We start from the raw sequence: 15,922 nt of genomic DNA, 5'->3' as shown, positions 1-15,922 counted from the left end.
CGGCGTCGGTCGCTGATCGCTGCCGCGCCCGCCTCGAGCGGGGTCGAAGCCGCGGCGAACCGGGCACGGAGAAACGTCACCGTTACGGCGATCCGTCGGCTTCCTCCGGGTATGGAAGTGCCGTGCGTCCGCGTCGCGCGCGAGGAGGGCGAGGCTGCGCGCCGCGAACTGGCGGACGCGGACCTGATCGACGACGACTACGAGATCGCCGTCGCCGACGGCAGTCTCTACGTGCCAGTTACCGACCCCGACAGGGTCCCCGACGGGTTCGAGGTCGTCAGCCGAGCCGTCGGCGAACGCGAGACCCAGACGACGCCGTCCGACCTGCTGGAATTCGATCCCTCTTACGAACGGCTCGGCGAAGCGGCCCTGATCGACGAGGACGACGACGAGCGCGCGCGACGGCTCGCCGACGCCGTTCTCGAGTCGGATCTCCCCGTCAACACGGTGTTGAACAAGGCCTCGAAGGTGAAAGGCGAGACTCGAGTGCGCGACTGGGACCTGCTTGCGGGCGACGACACGGAGGTCATCCACCGCGAGTACGGCTGCGAATTCGCGCTGGATCTCGCCGCCGTCTACTTTTCGCCGCGGCTCGCGACCGAGCGCCATCGCGTCGCCGAGCAGGTGACCGACGGCGAGCTCGCGTTCGACATGTTCGCCGGCGTCGGCCCGTTCGTCATCCCCTTCGCGAAGCGCGGCGCGGAGTGCGTCGGCGTCGACGTCAACGAGGACGCGATTTCCTCTCTGCGCGAGAACGCGCGCCGGAACGACGTCGAAGACCGGGTCACGGCTATTTGCCGGGACGTCCGCGAGGTTGCGGGTGAGTACGAGGGGTGGGCCGACCGACTCGTCATGAACCTGCCCCACAGCGCGAACGAGTTCCTCGCGGCCGCCGTCACCCTCGCGAGCGACGACTGCGTAATTCACTACTACGACATCCAACACGAGGACGACCCGTTCGGGCCCGGCGAGCAGGCGATCCGTGCGGCCGCCGAACCCGAGTACGACGTCAGCGTCGAGACCAGGCACACGGTTCGATCCTACGCGCCACACGAGGTGAACGTCTGTCTGGACGTTCGACTCGAGCGATAACTCGAGGTCACGCGGGTCAGTCCCACGACTGATGCGATTCGCAATCCTTATGGCTGGTATCGATCGTATGAATGAATGCGATCGCGCCGGTGTCTCGCCGACGGAAACGAGGCAAGGCTCGGGACACGACCGAAGTGAGTGTGCCGGTGTAGCTCAGACTGGCAGAGCGAATCCTTCGTAAGGATTAGGTCGAGGGTTCAAATCCCTCCACCGGCTTCTTCTACTGCGAGCAAACTCACGAGCAGCGAATACGCGCTGGAGGGATTTGAATCAGGAGCAGCTTCGCTGCGACCGTGGTTCACACCCCCTCCACCGGCTTCTTCTACTGCGAGCAAACTCACGAGCAGCGAAGACGTTCTTGAGGTTCCAGGCAATTCCTTCGATCTCCCCCGCCGAACAGGGAGACACCTGAATACGCTCGTAGAGATCGGTGTTCGCTCTCTCGGAACGCTTTTGCGCCCCAGCGGGGTGTTTGCCTACGGGAAATCCCATCACTCGTTCCGACCTCGCTGCCCGCGAATTCGAAACGGGTCGTATCGATTATTGTGCTCTAGAATAGTGTTCCGGACAGGTGATTACACTGACAGGTTCGCATTCGGAACGGACGCCCCGCCAACTCGGGGACATCATCGTCGACAGGGACCGGCCTGGAGCGCGGGCGGTCGTCGTCAAACTGCCGAACGCCGTCGCCGAAGAGTGGCGCGTCCCCGGCGGTACCGTCGCGGATACGAATCCGGAGTACCCGGCCGACGAGCGGGTCGTGGTGGTGGTCTTCCGTGACGACCTCGAGGAGCGGTATCCGCGCTACACCGGCGGGATCGCGCTCGCGCTCGAGCAGCTGAATCGGGACGGCGTCGACTACTACTCTTTCCCGGCCGCTCAGTTACGTCGTGTCGGACAACTCGAGCCGCACGAGCTCGCGCTGAACGATATCGATCCATGTCCGTACCACGCGCGAAACTTCGAGGCGGCTGCCAACCGCAACTACATCGAGGCGATTCGCGAGCGCGGTCGCCCCGAACCCGCCCCGCTAGTCCGGGACTGTGGCGATCGGTTCGAGATTCTCAACGGCCACAAGCGAGTCTGGGCCAGCTACGTCGCCGGCCTCGAGTCGATCCCGTGTGACGTCCACTACCAGCGGGATCTGTACGCCGCGAGGACGTGGGCGCGCCGGCATTTGTCGGGGTATTCCGACCGCGAGCGTCGGGTTGCGCTTCGCCGGATCGAGTCGAACCTCGACGTCCAACAGGCGAGTTACATCGACGAGCGATTATAGCCCGATCGTGGCGATTCGGATACCGATCACCGGGACGCGCCCCGCGAAGTCACTCGAGGAGACGACGTTCCCACCTCAGTAGTTACGGTGCTGTCGAACGAACAGACTGCCATGACGGATACCTTCGTTATCGTCGGCGGCGACGCAGCGGGAATGTCCGCCGCAAGCAAGGCAAAGCGCGACGATCCCGATCTCGAGGTAATCGTCTTCGAGAAGGGCGAGTGGGTCTCCTACGGTGCCTGCGGTCTCCCCTACTACGTGAAAGGCGAGATCCAGTCCCTCGAGGCGCTCGTCTCGGTGACTCCGGAGGAGTTCCGGGAGGAACGCGATATCGACCTGCGGACGGGCCACGAGGTCGTCGCGGTCGATCCGGACGACCGGACGGTCACCGCCGAGCACGAGTCCGGGGACGTCGTCCAGTCGTACGATCACCTGCTGCTCGCGACCGGCGCGGAGGCGGTGGTGCCCCCGATCGACGGAACCGATCGGGAGGGCGTTTACACGCTCGGGTCGATGAGCGACGGGAAGGAACTCCGGGAGTACATCGCTCGAGCGCGCGACGGCGAGTCGCTTCAGCAGGCAGACCGCGGACCGGCCTGTCGATACCTCGAGAACTGCACCGGTCCCGTCGGAGTCGTCGGCGGGGGATACATCGGGCTCGAGATGGCCGAGGCGCTGGCCGCGAACGGATTCGAAGTCAACCTGTTCCAGCGCGGCGACCAGGTGTTGACGGGGTTCAGCGAGGCGACGAGCGAGGAAGTCGTCGCCCACCTTCGGGAACAAGACGTCGTCGTGTACCTCGAGAGCGAGGTGCTGGCGCTCGAGGGTGGGGAGACCGGTGAGGACGGAAACGGAACCGTCGAGGCCGTCGTCACCGCCGACGAGCGAGTCGACGTCGAGATGGTGTTGCTCGGCACCGGCGTTCGACCCCGAACGGCGCTCGCCGAAGACGCCGGGATCGAACTCGGTCCGACGGGCGCGGTCGCGACCGACGCCTATCGCGAAACGAACGCTCCCGACATCTATGCGGCGGGCGATTGCGCCGAGGCCACCCACACCGTCACGGGCGATCCGGTCTACGTCCCTCTGGCGCTGACCGCCAACCGACACGGCCGCGCCGTCGGACAGACCGTCACCGGGACGCCGACCGAAGGCGGCACCGTCGCCGGCACGGCGGCCGTCAAGGCGTTCGACGTCGAGGCGGCGCGAACCGGAATCGTCGACCACGACGAGGCACGCGAGGCCGGGTTCGATCCGGTCAGCGAGACGATCACGGCGAAATCGCGCGCGGGCTACTACCCCGAGGGCGGCGAGGTCACGATCACGTTGACCGCCGACCGCGACTCCGCGCGCGTCCTCGGCGCGAGCCTCGTCAGCGAGTACGGCGAGGGGGCGGTCCATCGGAGCCACGCGATCGTCGGGGCGCTCGAGGAGGGAACCACCGTCTTCGAGCTGGAAAACTACGACCTCGCGTACGCGCCGCCGTTCAACAGCACGTGGGACCCGGTGCTCGTCGCCGCGAAGGTGCTCGCCGGGACGTTGCGGTAACCGTCGTTCGCGGTACGGTACGCATTCGGAACACGACGCGGATTGAACAGCGCGTTTCGTTCCGCCGAGGGCGGCCACCGGCCTGCCCTCCCCCGGGTCCCACGGCTCCGCGCGAGAGTGCGCGGAGCCGTCTTCCCGGCCGAATAGCGTGCCGGCTACGAGGCGCGACCGACGGGTGCCTCGAGAGTGGACGGGGGTTCGAATTCGTCGCCGCGCCCGCCGTCAGAGCGCCGCCGAGATCACGAACGCGACGGCCACCCCGAACACGGGGTAGTCGAGTCGCGAAAACGATAGCGGGGGGAGGGTGGGATTCCAGGCGAAACACCGCGCTTGCAGCGCGAGCGCGAGTCGATCGGCCCGATCGAACGCCCTCGAGAGTCCGAGCAGTCCCAGCGTGCTGGCGCGGTCGACGGCCCCGCGCTCGTCTCCGAGACGGGCCGCCATCGCGTCGCGGATGGTCCGGAGGTCGGCTTGGAGGACGGGGAGGAACCGAAAGACGAGCGCGACGCCGACGCCGAGTAGCTGGCCGGGTTTGCCGGGAATCGTCCGCTGGATCGCGGCTCGAGACGCGCGAACCGGCGTCGATCGGATGTAGGCGGCGCTGACCAGGAGGATGAGCAACACCCGGTAGCTCGCTCGCGCGGAGGTGCCGGCGTCCGCGAGATCGAACCACGGCGAGCCGAACGTGAGCCCCGCGAGCAGCGGCGCAAGCGCGAGAAAGACCAGCGCGAACCGATAAGCGGAGAGCGCCTCGAGCAGCGGCACTCGAGCGACGAGGAGGACGACCGCGGTCACCGCGGAGAGGACGAGCAGCGCCCGCAGGCTAGTGTGTGCCAGCGCGGTCGCGGCGAACCCGATCTGGAGCGCCAGCTTCGAGCGGGGGTCGAGCCGGTGGGCGAGCGTGTCGTCGGGATCGTAGGTTAACATTGTGAACGCACCCGGTCCGGCGCTGGTGGCCGTTCGGTCTCGGTCATTCGGGAACCCGTACCTCGAGTCCGGCGAGTTGCTCGAGCGCGCGCTCCGGGGGCTCGTCGACGACGACGCGGCCGTCTCCCATGGCGACGACGCGATCGGCGAGTCCGAGCACGTCTCGAAGGTCGTGCGTCGCGAGCAGGACGCCGGTCCCCCCGGCGGCGAGGGACTCGAGGCGCGAGAGCACGGATCGCCGGGCGGGCTCGTCGAGCCCGGTGAACGGTTCGTCGAGGACGAGGTGTGTCGGTTCCATCGCGAGCGCGCCCGCGATGGCCACGCGGGACTGTTCGCCGCCCGAAAGGGCGTCGATCCGTTCGGTCTCGCGACCCGCCAAGTTCACCGCCTCGAGGGCGGCCCCGACCCGTCGATCGATCTCCTCGCGCTCGAGGCCGAGGTTTTCGGGGCCGAAGGCCACGTCGGCACCGACCGTCGCGGCGACGAACTGGTCGCGCGGGTGTTGAAAGACCATGCCGACGCTCGAGCGGGCGGCGATGAGGTCGGCCTCGACGGGCGTCCCGTTGACCAGCACGTCGCCGGAGTCCGGCGACAGCAGGCCGTTGCAGTGGCGCAACAGCGTCGTCTTCCCGCTTCCGTTAGCCCCGGCGAGGACGACGAACTCGCCGTCGTCGATCGCGAGCGAGACGTCCTCGAGGACGGGCACGTCGTCGAACGCGTACGAGACGGCGCAAAATTCGATCATCGGTCAGGATCTGATCGGTTCGAGCCGACCGCTCTGGACGATGGCGATCGCGGCGGCCATCTTGAGCACTTCGCCGGGGACGAAGGGGAGCGCGTAGCCAGCGATCGCCTCCCACGGCTCGAGATCAAGGAGCCAGGCCGCGTACCCCGTTCCCATGCCGTAGATGAGTATCGTCGCCATCAGCAGGGCCCCGACGACGATCGGAAACGGGACATCGGCGGGGTCTCGGAGGTCGGTTCCGCGATGGACGACGAATCCGATCAGCGCGGCGGCGAACGGGTACGACCAGAGATAGCCCCCAGTGTTTCCGAACAGGGAACCGATTCCGGCTTCCCAGCCCGAAAAGACGGGGAGCCCGATAGCGCCGGCGGTGAGATAGAGGACCATCGAGACGGTCCCCCAGACCGGCCCCAGAACGAGGCCGGCGAGGAAGACGAACAGCACCTGCAGCGTGACCGGTGCCGGCGATAGCGGTATCGGTACCGACACCGGCCCGATCGCCCCGAGCAGCGCCGCGAGCACCGCTGCGCGAGCGAATTGCCGGACGACATCCCCCTCGACGAGTTCGACCGCGTCCCGTTCCGTTTCCATACGACCGACTCTCCCGTAAACCCTGTTCAACACTTCGGTTTCCGAGGTGAGAGACAATCGCTAGTCACGTTCGCATTTTCGGCCGCTCGAGACGAACGCCGGCGCCGCCAGAACGGGGCGAAACAGTTCGCTTCGTGTCGCCGATCGGGGTGCTCGAGTCGATCGTGCGTTCAGCGTTTCGATTCGTTACCAGTGCTCACGCCATGCGATGGGAGTCCGAAGCGCTCCGATTCGAGGAACGTAATCGGGTATTGTATCCGGTTACTAACCGAAACAACCATCGGTCCTTATGCGCTCGTTCGGCCCCCGCCTTGAGAACCGATGCCATCCGTGAGTACACCGTCCGGAACACGAAGGGGCCGCAGGACAAACCGGGGACGTCGATCGATTCGGGTAACTGGGGGCTTCGATCGGAGTTCGCGCGCGGCGATCACCACACACAGCGGAGTCGAGCACAGCGGACACGGCGGAGTCGAGCCATGAATCGCGGGCGAGGTGCAGTCGCTGGGACGCTCGTCGTCGCGTTTCTGATGGTCACGAGCGTACTGGCACTGCCGATGCTCGGCGGCGGTATCGCCCAGAACGACGATAGCGGAGCGGAAGCCGATACTTCGGCCGAGGGGGACCCAGCCGCTGGCGGTGAGTCGCCACCGGAGACCGATGCTGATGAGAGCGGTGCGGGCGGCGGCGAGATGGATGCCGGTGGGACGGGCGTCGCGGAGAGCGTCGAGTTAGCGTCTCTGGAGCCGACAGCCGAGGCGAATGCGCGGGCGTCGCTCTCGACCCAGCAGGAAGACGCCGTCGAGGCCGGCGTCGACGAGGGAATCGAACTGGTTCAGTCCCAGGGCGTCGAGGTCACGCAAGAGCAGCGAGCGGCGGCGATCGAGGGGGCGAGCGAGTCGGTCGCCCAACACCAGGAAGCCGAGGTCGAGCAGGTCCAGGAGGCGACGAAAGGGGCGGTCCACGGCTCGCTGATACAGGAACAGCGAGTCGAGGTCGAACAGATCCAGTACGCGGTCGACGGGGCGACCGACGGGGCGCTCTCTCAACACCAGACGGTCACCGCGAGCCAGATGCAAAGCGCGACCTGGGGCGCGACCCACGGCGCGGTCGCACAGGAACAACGCGCGACCGTCGAGCAGATTCAGGTCGCGACCCGCGGTGGCGCTGCCGGGGCCGCCAGCGAGGCCGGCGACGAGAACGTTACCGACGCGCCGACGATTCAGGAGGCCGCACAGGGCGCGTCCTACGGCGTCCTCGAGCAGTACCAGCAGATCACGGTCGAACAGCGCCAGCAGGTAACGCTCGAACACGTCCAGTACGCCGCGGCAGGGGCGTCGGCCGGCGCACTCGAGGGGACCACCGAAGCCGCGCTCGAGCAGGATCAGCGTGTCGAGGTCGAACAGCGCCAGCGGGTGGACATCAAGCAGGTACAGAAGGCCGCGACGGGTGCCGCGAAGGGGGCGCTCGTCCAGCGACAGGAGGTGAGCGTCGAGCAGACCCAATCCGCAGCGCACGGCGCGAGCAGGGGGTCGTTGAAACAGGTTCAGTCCGTGAGCGTCGAACAGGTCCAGCGCATCTCGATCACGCAGATTCAGGAGGCCTCTTTCGGTGCGGCCACGGGTTCGATCACGCAGAGTCAGGCGGCCACGGTCGAGCAGATTCAGGCCGCAGCCGACGGGGCTGCGGGTGGCGTCCTCGTCCAGCAACAGGGGATCTCGATCACGCAGATCCAACACGCCGCCATCGGCGCGTCGGAGGGTGCGATCCAGTCGGCGATCCAGTACCAGAACGTCGAGGTGACGCAGATTCAGGCCGCGGCGTACGGCGCCGGCGGAGGGGCGGTGATCCAGAAGCAGATCGTCGACGTCACGCAGGTCCAGACGCTCGCGACCGGCGGAGCGAGCGGCGCGCTGGTCCAGTACCAGGAGGCGACCGTCGAGCAGATTCAGATCGCGGCCCGCGGGGCCTGCGAGGAGACGGCGAGGGCCGTACAGTATCAGCGGATCAGCGTCTCGCAGTTGCAGATCCTGACCGAGGAGGCCGCGACCGACGCCACCGAGTACGCGATTCAGGAAGGGATCGACGATCCCGCCGAGATCAACCAGTACCTCGAGGTCGAGATCAGTCAGCGGATCGAGACCGTCGACGAACCCGAGGGCACTGCGGCGATCACGTTCGCCGATCAGGAGAGCGACGGCGAGAGCGTCGTCGTCGACAGCGTCGATCTCTCCGACGGCGGCTTCGTGGCGCTCTACGGCGGGGATTCCGTCGCCGATCCGACCACCGTGATCGGCTCGTCCGACTACCTCGAGAGCGGCGAACACGACGACGTCGAGATCGAACTCGAGAACCCGCTCGAGGAAGGGCAGCCGCTCCTCGCGGTGGTCCACCGGGATACGACCGGCGACGAGACGTTCCAGTACGCGGAGTCCGACGGTGCTGAGGACGATCCGTACGTTACCCCCGCCGGGTCCCCGGTCCTCGATACGGCGTTCGTGACCGTCGGCGACTCCGCCGAGCCGGACGATGCCAATGCGACCCTCTCGGTGACCGACCAGGCGGGTGACGGCGAGACGCTCGCGGTGGACGAGGCGGGCGCTCCCGTCGAGTACACCGTCACCGCTTCGTCCGACGGCACCGAGGCCGAAAGTGAGACGTTCGAGGCGAACCAGACGGTTACGGATCTCGAACTCGACCTCGAGCCGCCGCTCGAGGAGAACGCGACCGTCGACGTTGCCGTCGTCGACGAGGACGGTGCGGAGCTCGCGAACGAGTCAATCGAGTACGCACTCGAGGACGGAGACGGGCCGCCCGCGGACGATGCCAACGCGACGCTCAACGTGACCGATCAGACGGGCGACGGCGAGACGGTGACCGTCGAGGAAGCGAACGCCGACGTCGCGTACGTCCTCACCGCGACCGACGAGGACGGCGAGCGACTCGCTGAGAGCGGGCCGTTCGAGGCGAACGAGACCGTCGCTTTCGAGTCGCTCGACCTCGAGCCGCCGCTCGAGGAGAACGCAACGCTCGAGGTGGCCGTCGAGGCGGCCGACGACGGTGCCAACGAAACCGGGACCGGCGCTGGCGCCGTCCTCGAGAGCGAGACCATCGAGTACACGGTCGACGGCGATCCCGAAACGTTCGAGGCGACCTTCGTCGACTGCTCGCGGGCCGAGGTAACCGGCTCGTTCGAGGAGGGCGATACCATCATCGTAGCCACCGGGTTCTACCAATCGGGCGGCTTTGGCAACACGATGGGCGAGTACGCGATCACGGTTGGCGAGGACGTCGAGGCGCCGCTCGAGGGGACGGTTACGTACGAAATCGGCGACGAGTTCGCCGTCGACGAAACGGCCGAGGGCGCGACCGTGACGGTTCCCGGGGGCGACTTCGGAGCTGCGATCACCGGCTTCGCCTCGCCCGACGCGACGCCGGGCTCGATCGACCATCCGAACCCCGATGCGGGCGACTGTCTCGAGTCGGTTCGACCCGAACTGCCCGAACTCTCCGTCGAGGAGACGACCCCGACCGAGGACGCCATCGAGGTCACCTTCGGCTACATCAACCCGAACGATGCCGAACTGCTGGTCGACAGCGAGTTCGTCGAGGGGACGACCGCCGCCGAACCGGTCGACGAACTCGAGCCCGGAACGAACTCGTTCACCGTCGAGTGGACGCCCGAGGACGACGACGAACGGCTCGTCTGGGCGGTCGACATGAGCTTCTACGACTACGATGAGGATGCGGTAGCGCCCGCCCAAACCGACGCCGCCGGCGAGATCGCCCCGACCGATCCCGCCGAGTTCGCAGTCTCGATCGCGGACACCAACGATCCGGTCGAGCAGGGTGAGCCGCTCGAGGTGGACGCCGCAATCGAGAACGTCGGCGACGGGGAAGGCACGCAGAACGTTTCGCTGTCGGTTGCCGGTGACACCGTCGACGAACAGTCGGTCTCGCTCGAACCCGAGGCCACCGAGGACGTCACGCTGACCGCGGAAACCGAAGATCTCGAGCCCGGCGACTACCCGGTCGAGGTCTCGAGCGAGAACGAGACCGCCGAGACGACGGTGACGATCGAGGAGACCGGCGAGCCCGAGTTCGCCGTCACCGACTTCGACGCGCCCGAGACGGCCGAGCCCGGCGACGAAGTGACGGTCAGCGCGACGATCGAGAACGTGGGCGAGTCCGAGGGAACCCAGACGGTCAGTTACAGCGTCGACGGCCAGGACATCGACGAGGAGACCCTCGACCTCGAGAGCGACGAATCCGAGACGGTGACGTTCTCCTCGACGATGCCGGCGGACGACTCGACGCATACGATCGCGACCGACGACGATCAGGCGTCGGCGACGATCGAAGCGGCCGACGAGCCGGACCCCGCCGAAGAAGAACCGGCGGACGACGAGTTGCCGACGGAGGAGCCGACCGATGAACCGCCGGCGGAGGACCCCGGTGACGAGCCCGGTACTGAAGCGGAACCGGGCAACGAGTCACCGCCTGATGACCCCGTCACGGAGGATCCGACCGACGAGCCGTTCGGAGAACCCGAGGGCGACGGCGCTGGCGACCCTGCGGAGCCGACCGAGACGGAATCTCCCGTCGAGCCCGCCGGATCGGGTGGAGATTCGGATCCGGGAACGGAAGCGCCCGCCGGATAACCCGCTCGCGGTTTTTCTCGTGGACTCGCCGTTCGGTCGCGTCCGGCGCACGAGCGCCGTCGCTCGAGTTACAGCCGTCGAAAACCTCGCTCGAGTCGAGTTGCGCTCGGTTCTCCCGCGTAGACCGGGCTCAGTGCTGGTGTCCGGTCGCTTCGCCGTAGGTCACGCCGAAGCGCTCTTCGAACAGGTCCATGATGCGGGCTTCCTGGGCCTCGAGTTCCTCGTCCGCGCCCTCGCCGTGGTGGACGATGTGGTGGGCGCGGCTGGCGAACGAAAGCATGGTGACGTCGGCGATCGTTTCGGCGTCGGTCTGGTCGCCCTCCGCGACGAGATCGATGAGACCGCTCGGGACGGTCACGTCGTCGGTCGTCTCATCGTCGGTACTGATCGAGATTGTCGTCGTGTCGACTTCGTCGGTCATACTTCTACGGTGGTGAACCGCACCTATATGTGCTGTGGCTTGGGTCGCAACGTCTCGGAATCACCTCGTGCGCGGGGCTCCCGGTTATTCTTCGGCAGCCGCTGCCTGTCGGACCGACTCCCAGCGCCCGTTCGACTCGAGGTGGGCCTGCAGTTCGTCGGCGTACTCCTGCGTGAGCCGTTCGGCCGCCTGTCGTTTTTCGTCGTGGGAACTGCCGCTCCCACCGCCTCCCATCCCGAGCGCCCCTTTGATCGAGTCGATGAGGCCCCCGCTCGAGGAGCCTCCCTGTCTCCCGCCTTGCCCGCCCACGGCACCCATTCCGGTCTGAATGTTGTCGAGTTCGGGAATGATCTGTCCGATCTTTTCGGTGTTCGCGACGATTCGCGCGCGATCGGGATCGTCGGGATGGTCCAGTTCGAACTCCGTGGCGGTCATGATCAGACTCCACTGCTGGTTGGAAAACCGCGAGTCGGCGATCCGTGTGGTAAACTCCTGATCGACGGCCATTCGTGCACCGACGATCCGGTCCGTCCACGGGTTGTCGCTCATGGATTCCGATTGGGACGGCGGCTGTATCAGCGTTTCCATCGCTTGCACCGTCCGCTCCGACGCGATCGCTCCCGCAGGAAGCGCCGCTAGTCACTCGGAACTGACCGTGTCTCGAAAGCGTTACTCGAGGCGCTCTCCCGTCTCCTCGTGTCGCGTCGACAGCGCCACGTATCGGTCGGCCGTCGCCTCGAGTTGGGGATTCTCGATCTCGGCTTTCGGCTCGGCGGGCGCTCCGGCGACGAGCGTCGAGGGCGGGATCTCGGTGTCTTCGGTGACGACGCTGCCGGCGGCGACGACCGCCCCCTCGCCGACGCTGGAGCCATCGAGGACGACCGCGTTCATGCCGACCAGCGCGCGTTCGGCGACGGTCGCGTCGTGAACGATCGCGCTGTGGCCGACCGTCGAGTACGGGCCGAGTTCGGACGCCTCGTGAAGCACCGCGTTGTCCTGGACGTTCGCGCCTTCGCCGACGACGATCCGGCCGTGATCGCCTCGAAGCGTGGCGTTCGGCCAGACGCTCGCGTCGGCTTCGACGACGACGTTTCCGATCACGACCGCCGCCTCGTCGACGTACGCCGAGTCGGCGATCCGCGGTTCCGTCCCATCGAACGAACGTAGCATGCCTGCTCCTGTCTCGAGGATCGCCTTGAAGCTACCCATCGAAATCGACCGTGCGAACCAGGTATCCGGACGTTTCGTTCGAAAATCGGAACTAATGGCCCGTGGTGACAGTCACCATTACTTCCAACATGCTTTGGCACCACGGCTATTGCAGTGACCGTGAAAGCAACGGTTGCGACGAACACCCGTCTGATGGGCGTCCGTCGTGGTGTCATCCCACGCACCCCGAACCACCAGTTGGAGGGAGTTCCCTCCTTCGTTCCACATCTCTCGCGGGTTGCTAACTCGACTACTCCTCGGAGAGTCGTCTGGACAGTCGGTCGAACCGGTCCTGCGCTGATCGCTGCCGTTCCTCCGTGACCGATGGTCGGTAGGTCACGCCGCGTAGCGCGCCGTTTTCGAGTTCGACGTCGAAAACGGCACCGCCGTGGCGGCCCTCCTCGGGAAGTTCCTCGACGGCGAGTACGTGTTCGTCGATCACGGTTCCGTCCGCCTCGAGCAAGAGCACGGCCGTCTCTCCGTCGACGATTCGGTCGAGAACTGCGGTGTAGGTTTCGGTCATTGTCCTGTAGTGCGCGCGATCGGTGCTGCAGCTTGCGATCCCGGTTCTCGTACCGACGACTCCGATTGGCTCCGGGGTGGGACCAGCGATTCCGATTCCGCATGCGGTTCGTATTTTCGCTCGAGCAGGGCGTCGAGATCGGTCGAGACCTCGCGTTCGGTCGCTACCGAGACGTCCTCGCCGTCGGTCGTGAGAACGATATCCCCGTGGGCCCCGGTCCAGTACGTTTTTACTCCGCGGTCGGCGAACGCCTCGAGCACCTCGTCGTGCGGGTGACCGTACTGGGATTTGAGCCCGCTCGAGACGATCGCGATCTCGGGATCGACCGCGTCGAGGAACGGTGGTGTTGAGGAGGTCGATGAGCCGTGGTGGCCGGCTTGATAGGCATCGGCCGTGAGGTTCTCGCCGTGGTCTTCGACGAGTCGCTGCTCGGCGGCTCGATCGGCGTCGCCGGTCGTCAGATAGGAGAACTCGCCGAATTCGACGACGAGCGTGACGCTGTTGTAGTGGAGACCGTCACCCGAACCGTCCGCCGGCGGGTTCAACACCGTGGCCTCGAGCGACTCGTCCTCGAGCGGAAGCGTATCGCCTTCGGCGATCTGGAAGAGCGTCACCTCGTACTCCTTGACCGCGTCGAGATAGCCCTCGTACGTCTGGCTCGTCTGGGCGATCCCCGAGTCGTAAGCCGCGCCGACCCCGTCGCCGTGTTCTTCGAAGTGCTCGATGACGGCCGCGTGACCGCCGATGTGGTCGGCGTGGGCGTGGGTCGCAACGAGGTGATCGATTCGGCTGATGTTCCGTTCCTCGAGGTAGTCGATGACGTCCTGTCCGTCGGGTCGCCAGTCGCCGGTATCGATCACAATCGTCTCGTTAGCGGGCGTGACGAGCAGGGTCGCATCGGCCTGTCCGACGTCGATGTGGTGGATCTCGAGGTCGCCGTCGACGCCGGCGTCGGCCTCGATTCCGTCGTCCACGGTGAACCCGCTGAGACACCCCGACAGGACGAGTAGTCCCGCCACTGTCACGATCAGCAGGCCGCGTCGACGTCGCATACACGACCGGAGGGGGGCCCCGGATATGTGGCTTGGGACCACATCCAGTAACGCGGTCCGTCGAACTTACCCCCGCAACGGTGAAGAAAAACCGGCGACCGCGGTCGCAGCGGGTCGATCGCTATTCGCGAGTGGACGGCTGTCGATAACGACCGGAATCGCGATTTGCTAGAAGGCGTTCCCTTCCAGCGTCTGCTCCGCGTGCAGCTCCGGCTTCAGCGCGTCGTGGACCTTGCAGAGTTCGTTCGCCCGGTCGATGATCTCGGCGCCCGTCTCGTCGTCGACGTCCGCCTCGACGCGGATGTCGAAGGCGATCGACTCGAGTTTGTCGTCCTCGTTGAGTTCGCCCGTCGAGTCGATTTCGACCCGGCCGAGTTCGTCGACGCCGCGCTGCTGGCCGCCGACCCGCAGGGCAGGTACGTAACAGGTCGCGTACGCGGACAACAGCGCCTCGAGCGTGTCGGGTGCCGTTTCGCCGGTCGCGTCGATGGTCGTCTCGAAGTCGCGAACCTCGTTCGTCGCACTGAACCCCTCCTCGGAAACGGTGGTGACCTGCTTTGCCATGCACTCGAAACGTCGGCATCCGACGGTGTAAACGTTGCTGTCGCTCGAACTGTCTTCGGATCGGTGACACGACCGAAAACGGAGACGGAGAGGGTACCGCGGTTAGATTCGCATCCGCAGTTAGAGGTGGAACGGCTCGTCGGCTTCGGGAACGACGACGTCGGCACTGCTCCCCGTCGCTTTCACCTCGCTCGTGAACTCCTCGGGGTCCTGTTCGATCGGCGGGAAGGTGTCGTAGTGTTGGGGGATCGCGTAGTCGACGTCGAGCCAGTCGATGGAGACAGCGGCCTGCTTGGGTCCCATGGTGAAGTGATCGCCGATGGGAACGATGGCCGCGTCGGGCTCGAGATGGTCGCCGATGACGTCGCGCATCTCGCTCATGAGGCTGGTGTCGCCGGCGTTGTACAGCGTCGTCGAGTCGTCGCTGTCCTTGGTCGGCTCGGTGTCGGAGATGACGAATCCGGCGGGCATCCCGCCGCTCGAGTCGTTCTCGGTCATGATCCCGTTCGTGTGGTCGGCCCGAACCATGGTGACGAACGCGTCGCCGCACTCGACGGTGCCGCCGAGGTTCATTCCCATCCCGCCGACGGCGTCCTCGAAGCCGAACTCCGCTTCGCAGTAGGAGACGATCTCGGGCGTCGCGACCAGCGTCGCCTCCGAGAACTCCCCGGCGTGGGCGATGTGGTCGGCGTGGCCGTGCGTCAACAGCACGTAGTCCGGCGCGTCGACGTCGGCTGGCTCGAGGTCCGTCTTCGGATTGTCGAAGAACGGATCGATCAGTAGCGCTGTCTCCCCTACGGTGACGTGCCACGTCGAGTGGCCGTGCCAGGTGACCTGCATAGCGTGTGGTGCGTTAGGTCGAATTTACCTTAAAGGTGGCCGAGCGTTCGTCGACGAACGGCGACGGCGGCGGGCGACTCGAGAGGGTGTGACAGTTCGTCGAATCTCGACGGACGCGATGCCGTGTCGTTTTTTACACGGGGGCCGTACGACGCCCATGCTCACAGTAACGCTCGAGGATTTCATGGTGGAGTTGAACGACGGATCGATCAAGAACGTCGGGCCGACGAACAAGTCGGCGACGGTCAAGATGTTCGATGTCGAGTCCGCCGAAGCGCGTGCGTTCGGCGACAAGCGCGTCAAACTCGTCTTCGAGGACGAGGACGGCAGCGAGATACAGGTTTCGTTGTTTCCGGAGGACGTTCGGAAGATCGTAGACGACATCGACGCGCTCGAGGACGAATCGCCGGTTTTCGAGTGAACGATCGATCGCAAACGATGCGTGAGTGACGAACGCATTTCGACAACCGTTT

Annotated in this window: 15 protein-coding genes and 1 tRNA gene; 6 read left to right on the top strand and 10 right to left on the bottom strand. The window is 66.1% G+C overall.

The genetic code is table 11. The features are described from left to right. Positions 1 to 111 precede the first annotated feature (111 nt). From DWB23_RS02525 to DWB23_RS02510, 4 genes are all read left to right on the top strand, one after another. Positions 112 to 1,092, top strand: coding sequence for a class I SAM-dependent methyltransferase (locus DWB23_RS02525; RefSeq protein WP_121741229.1), 981 nt, complete (start codon positions 112 to 114; stop codon positions 1,090 to 1,092). 142 nt (positions 1,093 to 1,234) lie between these two features. Further along, positions 1,235 to 1,308: transfer RNA gene (locus tag DWB23_RS02520), tRNA-Thr, on the top strand. Positions 1,309 to 1,663: 355 nt separating this feature from the next. Beyond that, positions 1,664 to 2,368, top strand: a complete 705-nt coding sequence (locus DWB23_RS02515) for a ParB N-terminal domain-containing protein (protein ID WP_238717328.1) — start codon at positions 1,664 to 1,666, stop codon at positions 2,366 to 2,368. Between the two features lie 111 nt (positions 2,369 to 2,479). Continuing rightward, positions 2,480 to 3,916 carry an FAD-dependent oxidoreductase gene (locus DWB23_RS02510; protein ID WP_121741228.1) on the top strand — a complete coding sequence of 479 codons (1,437 nt, stop codon included), beginning with the start codon at positions 2,480 to 2,482 and terminating at the stop codon, positions 3,914 to 3,916. Between the two features lie 222 nt (positions 3,917 to 4,138). Here DWB23_RS02510 and DWB23_RS02505 read toward each other — a convergent pair whose 3' ends face one another. Genes DWB23_RS02505 through DWB23_RS02495 form a run of 3 tightly spaced genes read right to left on the bottom strand, consistent with a single transcriptional unit; the run spans position 4,139 to position 6,179 of the window. Then, complete coding sequence (locus tag DWB23_RS02505) at positions 4,139 to 4,843, bottom strand: energy-coupling factor transporter transmembrane component T family protein (RefSeq protein ID WP_121741227.1); 705 nt, start codon at positions 4,841 to 4,843, stop codon at positions 4,139 to 4,141. A gap of 43 nt (positions 4,844 to 4,886) precedes the next feature. Then, on the bottom strand, positions 4,887 to 5,588 hold the full coding sequence (locus DWB23_RS02500; protein WP_121741226.1) for an energy-coupling factor ABC transporter ATP-binding protein: 702 nt from the start codon (positions 5,586 to 5,588) through the stop codon (positions 4,887 to 4,889). A 3-nt stretch (positions 5,589 to 5,591) separates the two neighbouring features. Continuing rightward, a complete protein-coding gene (locus DWB23_RS02495) occupies positions 5,592 to 6,179 on the bottom strand; it encodes a biotin transporter BioY (protein ID WP_121741225.1) in 588 nt (195 codons plus the stop codon). A 479-nt stretch (positions 6,180 to 6,658) separates the two neighbouring features. On the opposite strand from DWB23_RS02495, the gene DWB23_RS02490 reads away from it, so the two are divergent. Then, positions 6,659 to 10,840 carry a DUF7282 domain-containing protein gene (locus DWB23_RS02490; RefSeq protein ID WP_121741898.1) on the top strand — a complete coding sequence of 1,394 codons (4,182 nt, stop codon included), beginning with the start codon at positions 6,659 to 6,661 and terminating at the stop codon, positions 10,838 to 10,840. 130 nt (positions 10,841 to 10,970) lie between these two features. Here DWB23_RS02490 and DWB23_RS02485 read toward each other — a convergent pair whose 3' ends face one another. The 7 genes from DWB23_RS02485 to DWB23_RS02455 all read right to left on the bottom strand — a co-directional run bounded on the left by DWB23_RS02485 (position 10,971) and on the right by DWB23_RS02455 (position 15,449). Beyond that, entirely contained in the window at positions 10,971 to 11,261 is a 291-nt protein-coding gene (locus DWB23_RS02485; RefSeq protein ID WP_121741224.1) for a DUF7545 family protein, read from the bottom strand. Between the two features lie 84 nt (positions 11,262 to 11,345). Continuing rightward, positions 11,346 to 11,810, bottom strand: a complete 465-nt coding sequence (locus DWB23_RS02480) for a DUF5799 family protein (protein ID WP_121741223.1) — start codon at positions 11,808 to 11,810, stop codon at positions 11,346 to 11,348. Between the two features lie 120 nt (positions 11,811 to 11,930). Beyond that, the gene (locus tag DWB23_RS02475; protein WP_238717327.1) at positions 11,931 to 12,470 is read right to left on the bottom strand and encodes a gamma carbonic anhydrase family protein; all 540 of its coding nucleotides are present in this window, start codon (positions 12,468 to 12,470) and stop codon (positions 11,931 to 11,933) included. 250 nt (positions 12,471 to 12,720) lie between these two features. Beyond that, the gene (locus DWB23_RS02470) at positions 12,721 to 12,993 is read right to left on the bottom strand and encodes a DUF3006 domain-containing protein (RefSeq protein WP_121741222.1); all 273 of its coding nucleotides are present in this window, start codon (positions 12,991 to 12,993) and stop codon (positions 12,721 to 12,723) included. Beyond that, positions 12,990 to 14,045, bottom strand: a complete 1,056-nt coding sequence (locus DWB23_RS02465) for a ComEC/Rec2 family competence protein (protein ID WP_121741221.1) — start codon at positions 14,043 to 14,045, stop codon at positions 12,990 to 12,992. The genes DWB23_RS02470 and DWB23_RS02465 overlap by 4 nt, the downstream gene beginning before the upstream one ends. Before the next feature lie 168 nt (positions 14,046 to 14,213). After that, entirely contained in the window at positions 14,214 to 14,609 is a 396-nt protein-coding gene (locus DWB23_RS02460; RefSeq protein ID WP_121741220.1) for an OsmC family protein, read from the bottom strand. 120 nt (positions 14,610 to 14,729) lie between these two features. Then, positions 14,730 to 15,449 carry a metal-dependent hydrolase gene (locus DWB23_RS02455; protein ID WP_121741219.1) on the bottom strand — a complete coding sequence of 240 codons (720 nt, stop codon included), beginning with the start codon at positions 15,447 to 15,449 and terminating at the stop codon, positions 14,730 to 14,732. Between the two features lie 157 nt (positions 15,450 to 15,606). On the opposite strand from DWB23_RS02455, the gene DWB23_RS02450 reads away from it, so the two are divergent. Continuing rightward, complete coding sequence (locus DWB23_RS02450; RefSeq protein ID WP_121741218.1) at positions 15,607 to 15,870, top strand: hypothetical protein; 264 nt, start codon at positions 15,607 to 15,609, stop codon at positions 15,868 to 15,870. Positions 15,871 to 15,922 lie beyond the last annotated feature (52 nt).

The organism is Natronorubrum halophilum (assembly GCF_003670115.1).
GTDB classification, from domain to species: domain Archaea; phylum Halobacteriota; class Halobacteria; order Halobacteriales; family Natrialbaceae; genus Natronorubrum; species Natronorubrum halophilum.
This window is presented reverse-complemented; position numbering and strand designations above follow the sequence as displayed.